This window comes from Pseudomonas sp. GW821-FHT04C07 (genome assembly GCF_059420325.1).
In genome coordinates, this window is record NZ_JBWKTM010000008.1 from 179,066 (window position 1) to 195,948 (window position 16,883).

Genomic DNA, 16,883 nt, shown 5'->3' on the forward strand with positions numbered 1-16,883 from the left:
GACGCGAGGGAGTCAAAAAGCTGTCTTCAATGTGCAGTTACGCCAATTGACTGCGGCGTTTCATTCGGGTGAATGGAAGCTCAGGCTGTAATTGACGGCTTTCGGGCCGGGGTCAAGGATGTCCAGAGCGATATGGATCGGCGTCTGTGGCGGCATTTCTGCCAGGCCTTCAAGTTCGCCGTTGAGGTATTCGCTTGGTTTGAAGCGCCGACTGGCGATCAGGTGCCCATTGAGGTCGGCAAAGCGTAACTCCAGCAACGGAAAGGGCTGAGAGAATTGTGCGCGGTTGTAGATGATTGCATCGACCACCAGTGCGCCACTGAAATCCGGATGGCTGCGCACCACCAGATTGCTGCTCTTGATGCGCGCAATGTCGACCTTGGACGGCACTGTGCAGCCGATTTCCGGGCACAGTTGCTGGAACCATGGCCGGTATTGGTCCTGACGGGCCAGCTCGTCGAAGTGGTAGGCGATGTACTGGCCTGCCAGTGCGGCGGCGCCGAGCAGAATCAATAATCCCCAGAAGAAGCGTCTGCCCCAGGGTGAGCGGCGCTTTTGCCAATCAAGATGCACCGGTTCGTCGGCCAGGTCCTGCAGCACCTCGTCATGCAGGCCAGGCTCACTGCGCGCGTGTTTTTTGCTCGCTGGTTCGGCCTCCAGTGGCTCTTCGTCGTCATCTGCTGCCGACAAGCGTTCGTGGTGTTCGTGCGCTAGCGGCTCCTGGCTCGGGCGCATAGGCGGCGCGGTGGGTTCGTCGTCAAGATCGGCCAGCTCAAAAGACAGTGAGGGCTCGGTGCGGCGGGGTTTGGGCGGTTCGACGGGCGGGGCTGTCGGTTTACTGTTTGTGTTGGCTGCAGGCTCAGCGGGCTCAATCGGTTCTGCGCGCTCGGCAGCCGATCCGCTGAACAGGCTTTCGGACCATTGTTCTTCCTCGCTGTCGGTCGTATCCCTGCGTGCGCTCAGCGAATCCTCCTTGTGCTTGCGCTCTTGCCCGAACTCCTTGGTCGGCTGGATTTCCCGTTGTTCGAGCTTGGCGAGTTCTTCGTCGAGGTCGAGATTGTCCAGGTCGAGTTCGGCGGCCGTCCATTGCTTCTGGCTGATCGCCCTGGGGGCGGAGGTCTCGGTCGGTGTTGTCACCTTGGGGGTGACGGCTTCATTGCCAGTGCGTTGCTCGAGCAACTGCCGCGCGGCGTTGAACACCTGCAGGCATGAGCCGCAGCGAACCACTCCACGGGCTACGCTCAACTGGGCGTGGCTTACGCGAAAGCTGGTTTGGCAATGCGGGCACTGGGTGACGAAGCTGTCGGTCATGCGGCAATCCGGTTTATGCAGGCGTCCATTCTAGCGCCGACGGCCAGTGATACGCACCCAGCCTTCGCGATTGGCAATCGGGTCCAGCTCGAAGTCCTGGGCATAAGCTGCTGCGACGTCTTCGCCCTGTTCGGCGAGGATGCCCGACAGCGCCAGGCGGCCACCCGGCCTGACCAGGCTGGACAGTTGCGGGGCCAGGGAAACCAGGGGGCCAGCGAGGATATTGGCGACCAGTACATCGGCCTGAACCTGCGGCAAATCCTGTGGCAGGTACAGCGGGAACAATTCTTCGGCAATGTTGTTGCGCCCGGCGTTATCGCGGGAAGCCTCCAGGGCTTGCACGTCGATGTCGGTGCCGACGGCTTCTTTGGCGCCCAGCAGCAGGGCGGCAATCGCCAGGATCCCCGAGCCGCAACCGAAGTCCAGCACGTTGCAGTTCTTCAGGTCCTGGCCGTCGAGCCATTCCAGGCACAGCGCGGTTGTCGGGTGGGTGCCGGTGCCGAAGGCCAGGCCCGGGTCGAGCAGCAGGTTGACGGCGCCCGGCTCCGGTGCGGCATGCCAGCTCGGGACGATCCACAGACGCTGGCCGAAGCGCATTGGCTGGAAGTTGTCCATCCAGCTACGTTCCCAGTCCTGATCTTCGATCACTTCGCAGTGATGTTCAGGCAGCTGGCCGCCGGTCAGCAGTTCCATATGGGCGAGGACGCTGGCGGCTTCTGTGCCGCCTTCGAACAGTGCCAGCAAATGGGTGTGGGACCACAGCGGGGTGGTGTTCAGTTCCGGTTCGAAGATCGGCTGATCTTCGGCGTCCATGAACGTCACCGAAACGGCGCCGACTTCAAGGAAAGCGTCTTCGTAGGTTTCGGCTTGTTCTGGGCTGATGGCGAGACGGACTTGCAGCCAAGGCATGGCGGGCACCTTCGGAAAATGTAATTGCAGCCTGGCGGGCTGTGAGAAGCGCACAAGTTTACGCGAGGCGAGCGCAGAAGACGACAAGGGTGACGCGCGATGGGCTCTTCGCAGGAGCGAGCGGTGCGGCGATCCGACTTGCCCGCGAAGAACGATGACGCGGTCGGTCTGAAAAACCGCGGTGCCTGAATCGCGGGCAGGCCGCGCTCCTGCAGGTGGCGTCGTATCCAGAAACAACAAAGCCGCAATCAAGCGGCTTTGTTGGTCTGGATCAAGCTTAGTGCTGCTTGGCCAGCTTGTGCTCCAGGTAGTGGATATTCACTCCACCTTCGCAGAAGCCTTCATCGCGGACCAGGTCGCGGTGCAGCGGGATATTGGTTTTGATCCCGTCGACAACGATTTCATCCAGTGCATTGCGCATGCGCGCCATGGCTTCATCGCGCGTCGCCCCCCAAGTGATCAGCTTGCCGATCAGGGAGTCGTAGTTCGATGGCACCTTGTAGCCGCTGTAGAGGTGCGAGTCGACCCGTACACCGTTGCCGCCTGGAGCATGGAAGTGCTTGACCATGCCAGGGCTCGGGATAAAGGTTTTAGGGTCTTCGGCGTTGATCCGGCATTCCAGCGCGTGGCCGTGGATCTTCACATCGTCCTGGGTGTACGACAGTTTGTTGCCAGCGGCGATGCTGAGCATCTCCTTGACGATGTCGATTCCGGTGACCATTTCCGATACCGGGTGCTCTACCTGTACACGAGTGTTCATCTCGATGAAGTAGAAATGGCCATTCTCGTACAGGAACTCGAATGTGCCGGCGCCACGGTAGCCGATGTCGATGCAGGCTTTCACGCAACGAGCGAGCACTTCCTGGCGAGCCCTCTCGTCGATGCCCGGTGCCGGGGCTTCTTCGAGAACTTTCTGGTGGCGACGTTGCAGCGAGCAATCGCGGTCGCCCAGATGAATGGCGTGGCCCTGGCCGTCGGAAAGTACCTGGACTTCCACGTGACGCGGGTTGGTCAGGAATTTTTCCAGATAGACCATCGGGTTGCTGAACCAGGCAGCCGCTTCGGCGCGGGTCTGCTTGGCCGCTTCGACCAGGTCTTCTTCGCTGTGCACTTCACGCATGCCGCGACCACCGCCGCCGCCAGCGGCTTTGATGATCACCGGATAGCCGACTTCGCGACCAATGCCGATAGCGGTTTCCGGGTCTTCCGGCAGTGGGCCGTCGGAGCCCGGTACGGTCGGTACGCCGGCGCGCTTCATGGCGTCCTTGGCTGAAACCTTGTCGCCCATCAGGCGAATGGTGTCAGCTTTCGGGCCGATGAAGGCGAAGCCGGATTTTTCGACCTGTTCGGCGAAATCGGCGTTTTCCGCGAGGAAACCATAACCAGGGTGAATCGCCGTGGCGCCAGTGACTTCAGCGGCCGCGATGATTGCCGGGATGTGCAGGTAAGACAGGTTGGCAGGCGCCGGACCGATGCAAACGCTTTCGTCGGCCAGACCCAAATGCATCAGCTCTTTGTCGGCAGTCGAGTAAACCGCGACGGTCTTGATGCCCATTTCCTTGCAGGCGCGCAGGATCCGCAGGGCAATTTCACCGCGGTTGGCGATCAGGACTTTTTCCAGCTTCGCAGGTTTCAACATCGTTGGCTCTCCGCGGTTCAAACGATGGTGAACAGTGGTTGGTCGTACTCAACCGGCTGGCCGTTTTCTACCAGGATGGATTCGATCACGCCGCTGGACTCAGCCTGGATGTGGTTCATCATTTTCATCGCTTCAACGATGCAGATGGTGTCGCCTTTCTTCACGCTCTGGCCAACTTCAACGAAGGCTGGCGAAGTCGGTGCCGGGGTGCGGTAGAAGGTACCGACCATCGGGGACATAACCACAGTGCCATTGAGTTTCGGTGCTGCCGGGGCTTCAACAGCGGCCACCGGAGCAGCGGCGACTGCGGCAACCGGAGCCGGCGCGGCGGCCATAGGTGCTGGCGCGTAAAACTGTTGCGCAGGGGTTTTGCTGTGACGGCTGATCCGTACGGATTCCTCGCCTTCCTTGATCTCCAGCTCGTCGATACCGGATTCTTCCAGCAGTTCGATCAGTTTCTTAACTTTACGGATATCCATGAATCATCAACTCCCAAGGGTCGGTCAGGGGCGTTTAGCTTGTTGTTCAAGCTGTTCCAGGGCGGCCTCCAGGGCCAGTCGATAACCGCTGGCGCCAAGGCCGCAGATCACTCCCACCGCAACGTCGGAGAAGTAGGAGTGATGGCGGAAAGGTTCGCGTTTGTGCACGTTAGACAAATGCACTTCGATGAATGGGATGCTCACCGCCAGCAACGCGTCACGTAATGCGACGCTTGTATGTGTAAAAGCTGCTGGATTGATCAAAATGAAGTCCACACCCTCGCCGCGCGCGGCATGGATGCGGTCGATCAATTCGTACTCGGCGTTGCTTTGCAGGTAGAGCAAATGGTGGCCGGCATTACGGGCCCGCTGTTCCAGATCCTGATTGATCTGAGCCAGGGTTACCGCACCGTAGACCCCCGGTTCGCGGGTGCCGAGCAAGTTCAGGTTGGGTCCGTGCAGAACCAGTAAGGTCGCCATCTGCTGTTCCTTGTGATCTGTGTACAGTTGTCAGAACCCGGCGACTATGCCGCAAAGCCTTTGTGACTGTCCAGTTCTCTGCAATAGCCAGCACAATGCCCGATGTTTGCGCGAAATATATGACCACCTGATTAAATCTGGTCATTCGCTTTCGCGACACGTTCGGCGAAGTCCGCTGCATTGATCTCGCCGATCACTCTCACCTCACCCTGTTCGACGCCGTCTTTGCCGAAAAACATCAGTGCAGGCGGGCCGAACAGTTTGTAACGGTCGAGCAGGGTGCGTTGTTCGCGGTTGCTGGAGGTCATATCGAAGCGGATCAGCCGATAACCCTTGAGCCGTTCGACGACGGTGCTGTCGTTAAGCACCTCATGCTCGATGACTTTGCAGCTGATGCACCAATCGGCATACCAGTCGAGCAGCAGCGGGATGCCGGCAATTTTGGCTCCGGCGAGGGCGAGCTCCAGTTCCGCAGGCGTGTTGATGGTCTGCCATTCGCTGGCGTCTTGAGCGTGTGTGTCAATGGCTGAATTGACGGTCATTGACCGGCCGATCGGGCTCAGCGGATCGCTCTGGCCGCTGAATGCGCCATACCAGCAGGCCAGCGCATAGAACAACAGTAATAACCCCAGCAACTGCGCCAGGCGCTGTCTCGGTGCCTTGTAGATGAACTCCAGTGCGCCGAGAAACAAGCCGACACCGGCAGCCAGCAAACCGATCAACAGCAAGGTGATCTCGCCTGGAAGCACGCGACTGAGCAAGCCGACTGCCAGCCCAAGCAGCAGAATGCCGATGGCATGTTTGACGTAGATCAGCCATGGGCCGCTTTTTGGCAGCCAGGCCGCGCCACCAGTGGCGACGAGCAACAGCGGTGCGCCCATGCCCAGACCCAATACGAACAGCTTCAGCGCGCCGCCCAGTGCATCACCGCTGGCGCTTATGTAAAGCAGGGCGCCAGCCAGTGGCGCCGAGACGCAGGGCGAAACCAGCAGGCTCGAAACCACGCCCAGCACTGCTGCGCCCCACAGGGAACCGCCTTCGGTGCGGTTTGCCACCCGGTCCAGGCGACTGCTGATGGCGTGCGGGAGTTTCAGTTCGAAGATGCCAAACATAGCCAGGGCAAACACCGCGAAAAACAGTGCGAACGGCACCAGCACCCAGGCTGACTGCAGACGTGCCTGCAGATTCAGTTGTGCGCCGAACATTCCCATCAGTGCGCCGAGCAAGGCAAAGCAGGCCGCCATCGGGAGCACGTAGGCCAGCGACAGATTGAAACCGCGCAAGCCACCGACCTGGCCGCGCAGTACAACGCCGGAAAGAATCGGCAGCATCGGCAGCACGCAAGGGGTGAAGGTCAGGCCAAGACCTGCAAGGAAGAACAGCGCCAGTTCGCGCCAGGTCCAACCGGTCTGATGACGGGGCGTCGGCATATCGGTGCCGACGACTGAAGCAAACTTGCCGTCGATGCTCAGTCGCTCGGTTTCCGGCGGGTAGCACAGACCTTTATCGGCGCAGCCTTGATAGGTGACCGCCAGGGTCAAGGCGCGCTGATCGCCGGGCACGCGCGGTAGCTCTACATCGAGAATGCCGTGGTAGACCTCGACGTCGCCGAAATACTCATCATGTTTTTTCTCGCCCTGCGGCAGTTGAGCGGCGCCCAGGCCAATGTCGGCGGGCTCGCTGCGAAACTGAAAGCGATGGCGGTAGAGGTAATAACCTTCGGTGGCGACGAAGCGCAGCTTGATCGATTGCGGCGTGCTTTCAATCAGGCTCAACTGAAAGGCTTCGTGTACCGGCAGGAAGTCGGCGCTGTTATTGATCGCGCCCAGCGTCGAACTGGGACGACTGTCCAGCAATCCGGTGGCGGTCGCCGGCAGGGCGAGCAATAACAGCATCAGGCAGAGCAGACGGCGCATAGCGATCTCGCGTATCTAACGTGTGCGCATGATAGCGGAGTGGGGCGGGGTATGCAGGAAGAGGGGGGATGATCGTTCCCACGCGGGAGCGTGGGAACGATCAAAAGTGGTCTTTAAACCCTGAAGGCCTGAACGGCGGTATGTAACTGCCCGCCCAGCGCCAATAAATGTTCGCCCTGGCTGCGCCCTTCACCAATCCTCAGCAAGTTATCCCCACCCAATTGGTGAATCCGCTCACTGTGATCGCGGATTTCACTGACGGCGCCGCTCTGCTGGGCGGTGACATCGGCGATGCGAACCGCGGTGTCGGAAATGGTCTGTATCGCCCCGACGATTTCATCCAGGGCTCCGTCAGCTGCTTGTGCCTGGTTGGCTGTGGCTTCAGCGTGTTCGACCTGGGCGCGCATGCCTTCCACCGATTGTCGGGCTGCGGTTTGCAGGCCAGCGATCAGCGTCTGGATCTCGGCCGTGGCACCCGCGGTACGCTGCGCCAGTGAGCGGACTTCTTCGGCGACCACCGCAAACCCTCGACCCATCTCCCCTGCGCGAGCGGCTTCGATGGCAGCGTTCAACGCCAGCAGATTGGTCTGGTCGGCGATCGAACGGATCACTGTGAGCACGCCGCCGATGGTCGCCGACTCTTCGGCCAGGTGTTCGATCATCTGCGCATTGCCTTGCACTTCGCCCACCAGGGCGTGTAACCCGGTGAGGCTCAAACCGATCACCTTCTGGCCATGCTCGACCGCAAGCCCGGCGTGACGGCTGGCGTCGGCGGCCTGGCTGGCATCACCGGCCACCTGCACAATGGTGGCTTCCAGTTCGCCCAATGCGTCGCGTATTTGTGCGGTATCCCCAGCCTGCCGTTCGGCACCGCTGTGCAGGCCGCTGCTCAACTCGGCCAGGGCGCGGCTGCTGCCAGCGACTTGTTCGGCGTTCTGCCGGATGGTCCCCACCAGATCAACCAGATACGCCCGCAGGCGATTCAGCGACTCTTCAATATCGTGCAGCTCGCGGTTGGTGGCGCCCAGTTGGATATTCTGGCTGAAGTCGCCTTCGGCCCAGGTCGACAAGGCCGGAGCCAGATTGGTCAGCACGCGGGCGAGCCGCCGTTGCAAGGTATCAATAAGCAGCGCGATCAACAGGATCAGGCCAATCATCAGTCCCTGGATCATCCGTACTTCGCTCTGAATCTGTCCATGTTGAGCGCGGACGGCAGGCTCCAGAGCAGCAATCGCCTGCTGAACGTCAGCGATCTTGAGGTGAGTGGCATCACTGAGCCCGGCGCGTTTTTGAATCTGCTCGCGAGTGCGGCTCAGTTCGGCCGGGTAACGTGTCAGCAGGCTGTTCAGTTCGCGCTTGAGGCCAATGCCAGTATCTTCTGCGGCGCTTTTTTCAGTGTTCTCCAGCCCCATCATGGAGGCGAAGTCTTCGGTATTCGATTCGCTACTGGTGGTGACGCCTAACAACGGTAGAGTCTCCAGCTGTTCAGCCTGGGAGCGGATGCTGGTCACCTCACGCTCGACGTCGGCAGCCAGTTCGCTACGACCGCTGCTGACCAGTTTGTCCCGGGCCAGCGACAGCTTGGCCAGGTGCTGTGACGCCGCCAGTAACAACGGCAAGTAACCTGCGGCAATCGGGGTATTGGCGCCGGTGGCGTACTGGCTGAGTTGTTCCAGGTTGGCGCCCAGCTCACGCTCGGCCTGCAGGAGCAGGGCTTGCGGGTCGCCGGCGAGTTTGCCGGCAGCCAGCAGGTCGGTCTTGCTGAAGCTATCCAGGCTCGAAAGGCTTGGGCGCAGGCTTTGCGCCAGCTCGGCAGGTAATTCGCCGAGCTCTGTTTGAAGCGTTTCGAGCGATTGGCTGGCGGCACTCAAGCGCAGGGCGTCGCCACTGGCCAGGTAATCTTCAACATTGCGTACCACCTGATTCTGGAACTGCTGCGACAGGCCCAAGTAGCGTTCCATCAGCACATAGGGGCGTTCCAGTGCCTGTTGCGACCACCAGAGCGTGGCGCCCAGAGCGAGACAAACGGCGACTAAAAGGAGGGTGTTGAGATTGGTCAGCAGCTTCAGGCGCATCGTGGCTCTACCAACGACAGAATGGTAAGCGCTTGAAGTTATTGCGTTTCTGTTACAGCGTTATGACTGACTCGGTGGTTTCCGATAAAAAAGTGGCACTTTGCTTTGATCGCAGAGCGGCTTGCACACGATTGCGTCCGGCGTGCTTGGCACGGTACAGCGCTTCGTCCGCCTGGCTGGCCATCATCAGGCTGTCGGAGTCCTCGCGCAGTTCTACGACGCCGGCGCTGAAGGTGCACCAGAGATCCTGAGGTTGCGCCGGATAGTGAATCTCGGCAAAGCGCTGACGGATTTCATTGAGCACGTTGTAGGCCGATTCGATATCGGTGTCGGGCATGATGATGGCGAACTCTTCGCCACCATAGCGGCCGATGAAGTCGGTCTTGCGCAGACGTTGCTTGAGGAATAGCGCCAGGCTCTTGATCACGCGGTCGCCCATGGGGTGGCCGTGGCTGTCGTTGACCCGTTTGAAGTGGTCGATGTCGAGCATGGCAAAGCTCAGCGGCTTGCTTTCGCGGCGGGCACGAAAGCTGCAGTCTTCGAGCAATTGCAGGATATGGGTATGGTTGTACAGGCCGGTCAGGCTGTCGCGAACCATCCGCGCCTTGAGATTGCGCGCCCGGGCCGCACGGTTGCGCACCGTGGTGATCAGGTGCCGCGGCTTGATCGGCTTGGTCAGGAAGTCGTCGCCACCTTCGCTCATGGCGTCGAGTTGCTTGTCCAGGTCGTTTTCGGCCGACAGATAGATGATCGGCACGCTGACATAGCGGTCATTGTGGCGGATCACCTTGGCAAGTTCCGTACCGGTGCAGGTCGGCATGTACATGTCGAGAATGATCAGGTCCGGCTGAAACTCCGCCAGTTCAGCCATCGCTTGAATCGGCTCGATCAGGGTGCGGGTGACGATACCGGCGCTGTTGAGCAGGCGTTCGGTGTGCAATGCCTGAGCGCGCGAATCATCGATGATCAGCACTTTGTACGGTTCGTACTGGGCGACGCAGGTCAGGACTTCGATTTTCTCCAGCAGGCTCGAAGCTTCAAGGGTACCGGTCAAAAACTCCTGACCGCCGGCGCGAACGGCGGCGAGACGGGTCGGGGTATCGGTTTCGTGCAGGCTGAAGAACAGCAGTGGCAGCTTGTGCTCAAGGCCTTCCTGGGCCTCGGCCGCCAGCTGCAGGCCCATGCCGGCGCCACAAAAATCGACATCCATGACGATCGCTGCCGGAAGCCGCTCGACCAGCGAGGAGCGGAACGCCGCTACACTGTCCAGCGACTGAGCGCTGAGTCCAAAGAACTCGAGTTGTTTGGCCAGCCGCTCGGCGCGGTCGTGATCTTGCAGCATCACGTAGATCGGCTTGCGCAGCGGTGGCAGGAAGGTTTGTTCGAGTTGCTCGCCATGACGCAGGCCGGTGCGGGACAAGCGTTGCATCAGGCGATTGAGATCGGTGATCAGCCCGCTGTTCAGGCGCCCGCGGTTGGCATCCACGGCTTTCAGAGAGTGGCCGATGCTGTGCGCGAGCTGACAGTGTTCGGGCTGTTCAAACCGTTCGGCGAACCGCAGCAGGCGCAAGTTGGCCTCGGCCAGTTCGGACATATCAGTGGTCGACCATTCGCTTCGCTGCAGGCGTTGCCATATCTCAAGAATCTGACGTGCCTGATGAATCACCCGCTGGGCAAAGTGGTGCTTGAGGCGCTCACGGCTGGGGTCTTCTGGCTCGGTCATATCCTGACTACTAGTTAGGGGGCATGCTGAGATTGACTGGTGGCTCTATGCTAGCACCTCTTTTCGATTGCATGAGTGTCCTGCATCAATAAACTGCAAAGCGATGCCATTCATTTTTTGAACGGCGGGTCTCATGGGTTGGTGGCTGCGCTTCATTGATAGTGACGGCTTGATGCGCGACTATTGTGCGGCGTCCTGGTTTGCGGCTGATTTAATCCGCTCGAACCGGGGCGCGATGGAGTAGGGTTGTGGTCGAACCGATGAATTCAAGTGATTGAAAGGATATAGCCATGCTGGACTGGAAGAACCGCGCAGGCAGCGCGCCTGATCGTGCCGCTGAACCTGAGTCGGCAACCCGCAGCTATTTCGGTGGTTTGCTGTTCAGCCGTGCCTTGGGCACAGTGGTGGGTTTGTACCTGCTGGTGACCCTTGTCGTGGGCTGGTACTGGAGCCAGGAACCGGCACTGTTTGCGGTTCAGCAGAATGCTCAAATGGCGGCTGAGAAGGACGGCAAGCAGATGGTCGTCGGTTACACCACGGTGGAAACCCTCAAGACTGTTGCCGGTACGCTGCTGCACAAACCTGGCGGCTACCTCTCCAATGATCGCTTTCCACCGGGCGTCTGGCTGGACGATATCCCTAGTTGGGAATATGGCGTGCTGGTACAGGTCCGCGACCTGACCCGTGCCCTGCGCAAAGACTTCGCCCGTTCGCAATCGCAGTCCGCAGAAGACGCTGATCTGGGCAAGGCCGAGCCGCGTTTCAACTTCGACAACAAAAGCTGGATGCTGCCTTCCAGTGAGTCCGAGTACCAGGAAGGCATCAACTCGCTGAGTCGCTATCAGGCGCGGCTGTCAGATCCATCGCAGAAGAACGCCCTGTTCTACGCCCGGGCCGACAACCTCAATAACTGGCTCGGTGATGTGGCCACTCGCCTGGGCTCGTTGTCGCAACGACTGTCGGCCAGCGTCGGTCGGGTCAAACTCAATACTGCGCTGAAAACCGAAGCACTGGCACCCGGTCAAGTGCCGCAGCTAGATGAAGAATTGGTGGAAACCCCTTGGCTGCAGATCGACAACGTGTTCTACGAAGCCCGCGGTCAGGCCTGGGCATTGTCCCATCTGCTGCGCGCCATCGAAGTCGACTTTGCCGACGTATTGGCCAAGAAAAACGCCACGGTCAGCGTGCGTCAGATCATTCGTGAGCTGGAAGCCTCCCAGGAGCGAGTATGGAGCCCAATGATTCTCAACGGCAGCGGCTTTGGCGTGCTGGCCAACCACTCGCTGGTCATGGCCAACTACATCTCGCGGGCCAATGCAGCGGTCATCGATTTGCGTCAACTGCTCTCCCAGGGTTGAGTCATGGTCGTTACCTCTAAAGAGGCCGCACATCGCGCGGCCTCTGATGCCGAACACATCGCCTGGGTCGATGAGCAAGACAACTTGCTTGGCGCCCTGGTCCGGTCCGATTTGCGCGAGCGTGGGCTGATCGGGCGCGGAACTTACATCATGCTATTCAATTCGGCCGGTGAGCTGTGCGTGCATCGGCGCACCCTGAGCAAAGCTATCTATCCCGGTTATTGGGACGTGGCAGCCGGCGGGATGGTGCTGGCGACTGAGACCTATGCCGAATCGGCGGCCCGTGAACTGGAAGAAGAGCTTGGGGTCAGCGGTGTGGAATTGACTGCACATGATCACTTTTTCTTCGAAGACACTGATAATCGACTGTGGTGTTCGGCGTTCTCGGCGGTCTGGGACGGGCCATTGCGTTTGCAGCCAGAGGAAGTGCTGGAGGCGCGCTTTATGCCGATCGATCAGGTCATGCAGGAAATTCAGCAAAAGCCTTATTGCCCGGACTCTCTGGCGGCCTTGAAACGTTATCTGCGCTCACAGGGCGCAGACGTCGCAAAAGATGTATAAATTGGCGCCGATTGGCTCTTAGCAAGTGCGCTTTTTGCCGTTACACTGCGCGACCTTTTGTAGGAGCGAAGCTTGCTCGCGAAGGACGCATGAACGACACGTGCTGTCTGATGCCGCGCGTTTTCGTTGACGTCCTTCGCGAGCAAGCTCTGCTCCTACAAGTCTGTACCGTTTCAGTAGCGCTGCCCCTGCCTGAGTGGGGCTTCGCGGTCGATGGCACTTGCCAAAGCGCTTCGACCAGTCTTTGTCCTCCCAAGAGGATTGCCGGTGGCCAAAAAAGCCGCATCCTTCGCCGCCCTTGGTGGCCTGGTATTTTCCACCGACGCAGGTCGACATTGCCCGGACTGTAGCCAGCCGGTGGATGCCTGCATCTGCAAACAAACCGTTGTCCCTGCCGGCGACGGCATCGCTCGCGTGCGTCGCGAAAGCAAGGGCCGTGGCGGCAAGACGGTGACCACCATCACCGGCGTGCCGTTGGCCGAAGATGCCCTCAGTACGCTTGCCACGACGCTGAAAAAGCGTTGCGGTACCGGCGGCACGTTGAAAGACGGGGTCATCGAGATCCAGGGCGAGCATGTCGAGCTACTCTTGGCAGAGCTGATCAAGCTCGGTTTTAAAGCGAAGAAGTCCGGCGGCTAGCAGCCTCTGTGAAGACCACCCCGACTTGACGCAGTCCTGATCCGGTACAGGTTTGCCGTCGTCTCCATGGTTTTCACAGAGCCTGTTCATGACCGGTTTCTAAACTCCGCGCTGTATGCGAGGTCTATCCCCCTCGAATACAGGCTAATCGTCATTTTCATTCTTTAGACTGCGCCAGCCTGATCTCAGGCGACGCTCTATGACTTCATTTATAGGGGACTTCGATGTCCGTACGACGCACACGCAAAGACGATGGCAGCCAATGGACAGTTGCGGACAGCCGCAGTGTTTATGGGATTCGCCATTGGGGGGCCGGGTATTTCGCGATTAGTGACGCCGGTCGCGTCGAAGTTCGTCCGAACGGCCCGAACAGCTCGCCTATCGATCTGTTCGAACAAGTCGATGAGCTGCGTAAAAGCGGCCTGTCGTTGCCGCTACTGGTGCGCTTTCCGGACATACTGCAAGACCGCGTACGTCAGCTGACCGGCGCATTCGACGCCAACATCGAGCGTCTGGAATACCAGAGCAAGTACACCGCGCTGTACCCGATCAAGGTCAACCAGCAAGAAGCGGTGATCGAGAACATCATTGCCACCCAGGACGTGTCCATCGGCCTGGAAGCCGGCTCCAAGCCGGAACTGCTGGCGGTGTTGGCGCTGGCGCCCAAAGGCGGAACCATTGTCTGCAACGGTTACAAGGACCGTGAGTTCATTCGTCTGGCACTGATGGGCCAGAAGCTTGGTCACAACGTGTTCATCGTGATCGAGAAAGAATCCGAAGTTGAGCTGGTGATCGAAGAAGCGGCCTCGCTCAAGGTCAAACCTCAGGTCGGTCTACGGGTGCGTTTGTCTTCCTTGGCCTCGAGCAAGTGGGCTGACACCGGCGGTGAAAAATCCAAATTCGGTCTGTCTGCCGCTCAGCTGATCTCAGTGGTCGAGCGTTTCCGCGCCGCCGGTCTGGATCAGGGCATTCGCTTGCTGCACTTTCACATGGGCTCGCAGATCGCCAACCTGGCGGACTACCAGCATGGCTTCAAGGAAGCGATCCGCTATTACGGCGAATTGCGCAACCTTGGCCTGCCGGTGGATCACATCGACGTCGGCGGCGGCCTGGGCGTTGACTACGACGGTACCCACTCGCGCAATGCCAGCTCGATCAACTACGACATGGACGACTACGCCGGTGTAGTGGTCGGAATGCTCAAGGAGTTCTGCGATGCGCAGAGCCTGCCGCATCCGAACATCTTCTCCGAGAGCGGCCGCTCGCTGACCGCCCACCACGCCATGCTGGTGGTCCAGGTGACCGACGTCGAGAAGCACAACGACGACGTGCCAGTCATCGAGAACAAGGAAGAGCTGCCGGAAACCGTGCAATGGCTGGTAGACCTGCTGGGTCCGACCGACATCGAGATGGTCACCGAGACCTACTGGCGTGCCACGCACTACATGAGCGACATCGCTGCCCAGTACGCCGATGGCAAACTGACCCTGGCCGAGAAAGCTTTGGCCGAACAGTGCTACTTTGCGGTCTGCCGTCGCCTGCACAACTCGTTGAAAGCCCGTCAGCGTTCCCACCGTCAGGTGCTCGACGAACTCAACGACAAGCTCGCCGACAAGTACATCTGCAATTTCTCGGTATTCCAGAGCCTGCCGGACACCTGGGCGATTGGCCAGGTACTGCCGATTCTGCCATTGCACCGTCTCGACGAAGAGCCGCTGCGCCGTGCTGTGCTGCAAGACCTGACCTGCGACTCCGATGGCAAGATCAAGCAGTACGTCGATGAACAAAGCATTGAAACCAGCCTGCCGGTGCATGCGCTGAACGACGGTGAAGATTACCTGCTGGGGATTTTCCTGGTGGGCGCCTATCAGGAAATTCTCGGTGATATGCACAACCTGTTCGGTGATACCGACTCGGTGAATATCTACCAGAATGCGGACGGCAGCGTGTATCACGCCGGTATCGAAACCCACGACACCATCGAAGACATGCTGCGTTACGTGCATTTGTCTCCGGAAGAGCTGATGACCCACTATCGGGACAAAGTCGCCTGCGCGAAGATCAGCCCGGCCGAACGCACTCAATACCTCGACGCTCTGCGTCTGGGGCTGACTCGCTCGTCTTACCTGTCTTCTTGAGGTAACAAACTGTCGCGCCAGGTTGTCTGAAAACGCACTGCAACCCGTGTGTTTTTTCAGATGGTCTGGCGCGGCATTTTTTTCAGACGTATATGGCGCAAGCCATTTGTTTTCGAAGAATCAAAGAGTGCAGGTCTTCATTTCATTTAGGCCGCTTTCTGATTTGTACCAGGCTCTCTACATCGACGATGTCTCTCAGCGAGTATCTCACGTCGCCCCCTCTGTAGAGACACGCCAATATTTGATCCAGCCAGCGAACCGTTCGTGTTCGAACTGCACCCGCTCAGCGGGCGATGACGCTAAACCAGCCATCATTCTTGCTTAAGAGCCAGGCGAAAGCGCCGAGGGTCAGGCTGCGTAGCAGCATGAACAGCAGAAACGCCAGCCACAGACCATGGTTGCCAAAGCTCTGTAGAGCCCAGGCCACCGGTAGCACGATGATCACGGTCAGCAGCATACCGTTGCGCATTTCCCTGGCACGGGTGGCGCCGATGAACAGACCGTCGAGCAAGTAGCTCCAGACCGCGATCAGCGGTAGCGCGGCGAGGTAAGGCAAGTAGCTGAACGCGGTGTCGCGCACGCTCTGGATGTTGGTCTGCATCTCGATGAACAGATGACCGGCAAACAGAAACAGCACGGCGAAGCCCAGACTGGTCAGCAACGACCAACCGCAGGCTACCACCAGCGAACGGCGCAAGGCCTGCCGGTCATGGGCGCCGATGGCGTGACCGCACAGAGCTTCCACTGCATGGGCCAGGCCATCGAGCGCATGGGCGGTCAGTAGTAAACCGTTGAGCAGCAGAGCGTTGGCCGCGACGGTTGCGTCACCCAGCCGTGCGCCTTGCACGGTGATCAGGAAAAACACTGATTGCAGTGCCAGGCTGCGAATGAAAATGTCCCGATTGACCGCCAGCAGCGGTCGCCAGCTTTGCCACAGTGCCAGCGCCGCCCACGCAATGTGGCCGGGGTAGGCGCGCAGGGCTTTGCGGGTCATGGCCAGACCAATCAGGGTACCGGTCCATTCGGCGATGACCGAGGCCCGCGCCGCGCCGACTACACCCCACTCCAGTCCGAGGACGAACCACAGGTTCAGCGCGATGTTTACCAGGTTCGTGCTCAGCAGAATCGCCAGCGGTGCGCGGGCGTTCTGGGTGCCGAGGAACCAGCCGACCAGCGCGTAACTGGCCAGCGCTGCGGGTAGACCGAACAGCCGGGTATGGAAAAAGTCCCGGGTCATTTGGTCGAGTTCGGCGGAGGGGTGCATCAGGTTTAAAGCGACGCCGCTCAGCGGCACGGCGATGACCCCAAGCAGCAGCGCCAGGCCCATGGCCAAGAGCAAACCTTGCAGCAGGACCTGTCGAAGTGCTGCGCCGTCTTCACGCCCGGCGGCCTGGGCGGCAAAACCGGTGGAGCCCATGCGCAGAAAGCCCATCGACCAGGCCAGAAACAGATACAGGTTGGCACCGATAGCCACAGCACCGAGTTGGTGGGCGTAGGGCAGATGACCGATCACTGTGCTGTCGACCAGGGCCACCAGTGGAACGGAGATGTTCGACAGAATCATCGGCGCCGCGAGCGCCCAGACACGGCGATGGGTTGAGCGGTGGCGCCAGTCGGTGATCAGGGTGGACATGCAGGCTCCTTGATAGAGCAGG

The 16,883-nt window shown here is 59.8% G+C and carries 13 protein-coding genes; 4 read left to right on the plus strand and 9 right to left on the minus strand.

The genetic code is table 11. The features are described from left to right. Window positions 1-60 precede the first annotated feature (60 nt). From AC07UI_RS16605 to AC07UI_RS16640, 8 genes are all read right to left on the minus strand, one after another. Window positions 61-1,311, minus strand: a complete 1,251-nt coding sequence (locus AC07UI_RS16605) for a DUF3426 domain-containing protein (RefSeq protein WP_494993514.1) — start codon at window positions 1,309-1,311, stop codon at window positions 61-63. Between the two features lie 30 nt (window positions 1,312-1,341). Continuing rightward, on the minus strand, window positions 1,342-2,220 hold the full coding sequence (gene prmA, locus AC07UI_RS16610; protein WP_494993515.1) for a 50S ribosomal protein L11 methyltransferase: 879 nt from the start codon (window positions 2,218-2,220) through the stop codon (window positions 1,342-1,344). Between the two features lie 277 nt (window positions 2,221-2,497). Then, window positions 2,498-3,859 (minus strand): acetyl-CoA carboxylase biotin carboxylase subunit, encoded by a 1,362-nt coding sequence (gene accC, locus AC07UI_RS16615; RefSeq protein WP_494993516.1) that lies wholly within the window; start codon window positions 3,857-3,859, stop codon window positions 2,498-2,500. 17 nt (window positions 3,860-3,876) lie between these two features. After that, complete coding sequence (gene accB / locus AC07UI_RS16620; protein WP_494993517.1) at window positions 3,877-4,338, minus strand: acetyl-CoA carboxylase biotin carboxyl carrier protein; 462 nt, start codon at window positions 4,336-4,338, stop codon at window positions 3,877-3,879. 24 nt (window positions 4,339-4,362) lie between these two features. Continuing rightward, entirely contained in the window at window positions 4,363-4,818 is a 456-nt protein-coding gene (gene aroQ / locus AC07UI_RS16625) for a type II 3-dehydroquinate dehydratase (protein ID WP_419119014.1), read from the minus strand. Window positions 4,819-4,949: 131 nt separating this feature from the next. Further along, complete coding sequence (locus tag AC07UI_RS16630) at window positions 4,950-6,734, minus strand: protein-disulfide reductase DsbD (RefSeq protein ID WP_494993518.1); 1,785 nt, start codon at window positions 6,732-6,734, stop codon at window positions 4,950-4,952. 113 nt (window positions 6,735-6,847) lie between these two features. Next, a complete protein-coding gene (locus AC07UI_RS16635) occupies window positions 6,848-8,809 on the minus strand; it encodes a methyl-accepting chemotaxis protein (protein WP_494993519.1) in 1,962 nt (653 codons plus the stop codon). A 52-nt stretch (window positions 8,810-8,861) separates the two neighbouring features. Beyond that, window positions 8,862-10,532, minus strand: coding sequence for a diguanylate cyclase (locus tag AC07UI_RS16640; protein ID WP_494993520.1), 1,671 nt, complete (start codon window positions 10,530-10,532; stop codon window positions 8,862-8,864). 290 nt (window positions 10,533-10,822) lie between these two features. Here AC07UI_RS16640 and AC07UI_RS16645 point away from each other — a divergent pair, with 290 nt between their 5' ends. The 4 genes from AC07UI_RS16645 (at window position 10,823) to speA (ending at window position 15,228) form a co-directional block, all read left to right on the plus strand. Continuing rightward, window positions 10,823-11,890, plus strand: a complete 1,068-nt coding sequence (locus AC07UI_RS16645) for a DUF2333 family protein (protein WP_494993521.1) — start codon at window positions 10,823-10,825, stop codon at window positions 11,888-11,890. A gap of 3 nt (window positions 11,891-11,893) precedes the next feature. Next, window positions 11,894-12,451, plus strand: coding sequence for an NUDIX hydrolase (locus AC07UI_RS16650; protein ID WP_494993522.1), 558 nt, complete (start codon window positions 11,894-11,896; stop codon window positions 12,449-12,451). Window positions 12,452-12,718: 267 nt separating this feature from the next. Next, a complete protein-coding gene (locus AC07UI_RS16655) occupies window positions 12,719-13,090 on the plus strand; it encodes a translation initiation factor Sui1 (protein WP_494993523.1) in 372 nt (123 codons plus the stop codon). 224 nt (window positions 13,091-13,314) lie between these two features. Further along, window positions 13,315-15,228 (plus strand): arginine decarboxylase, encoded by a 1,914-nt coding sequence (gene speA, locus AC07UI_RS16660; protein WP_494993524.1) that lies wholly within the window; start codon window positions 13,315-13,317, stop codon window positions 15,226-15,228. 283 nt (window positions 15,229-15,511) lie between these two features. Here the strand turns inward: speA and AC07UI_RS16665 are convergent, their stop codons facing one another. Next, on the minus strand, window positions 15,512-16,861 hold the full coding sequence (locus AC07UI_RS16665) for an MATE family efflux transporter (protein WP_494993525.1): 1,350 nt from the start codon (window positions 16,859-16,861) through the stop codon (window positions 15,512-15,514). Window positions 16,862-16,883: the final 22 nt, after the last annotated feature.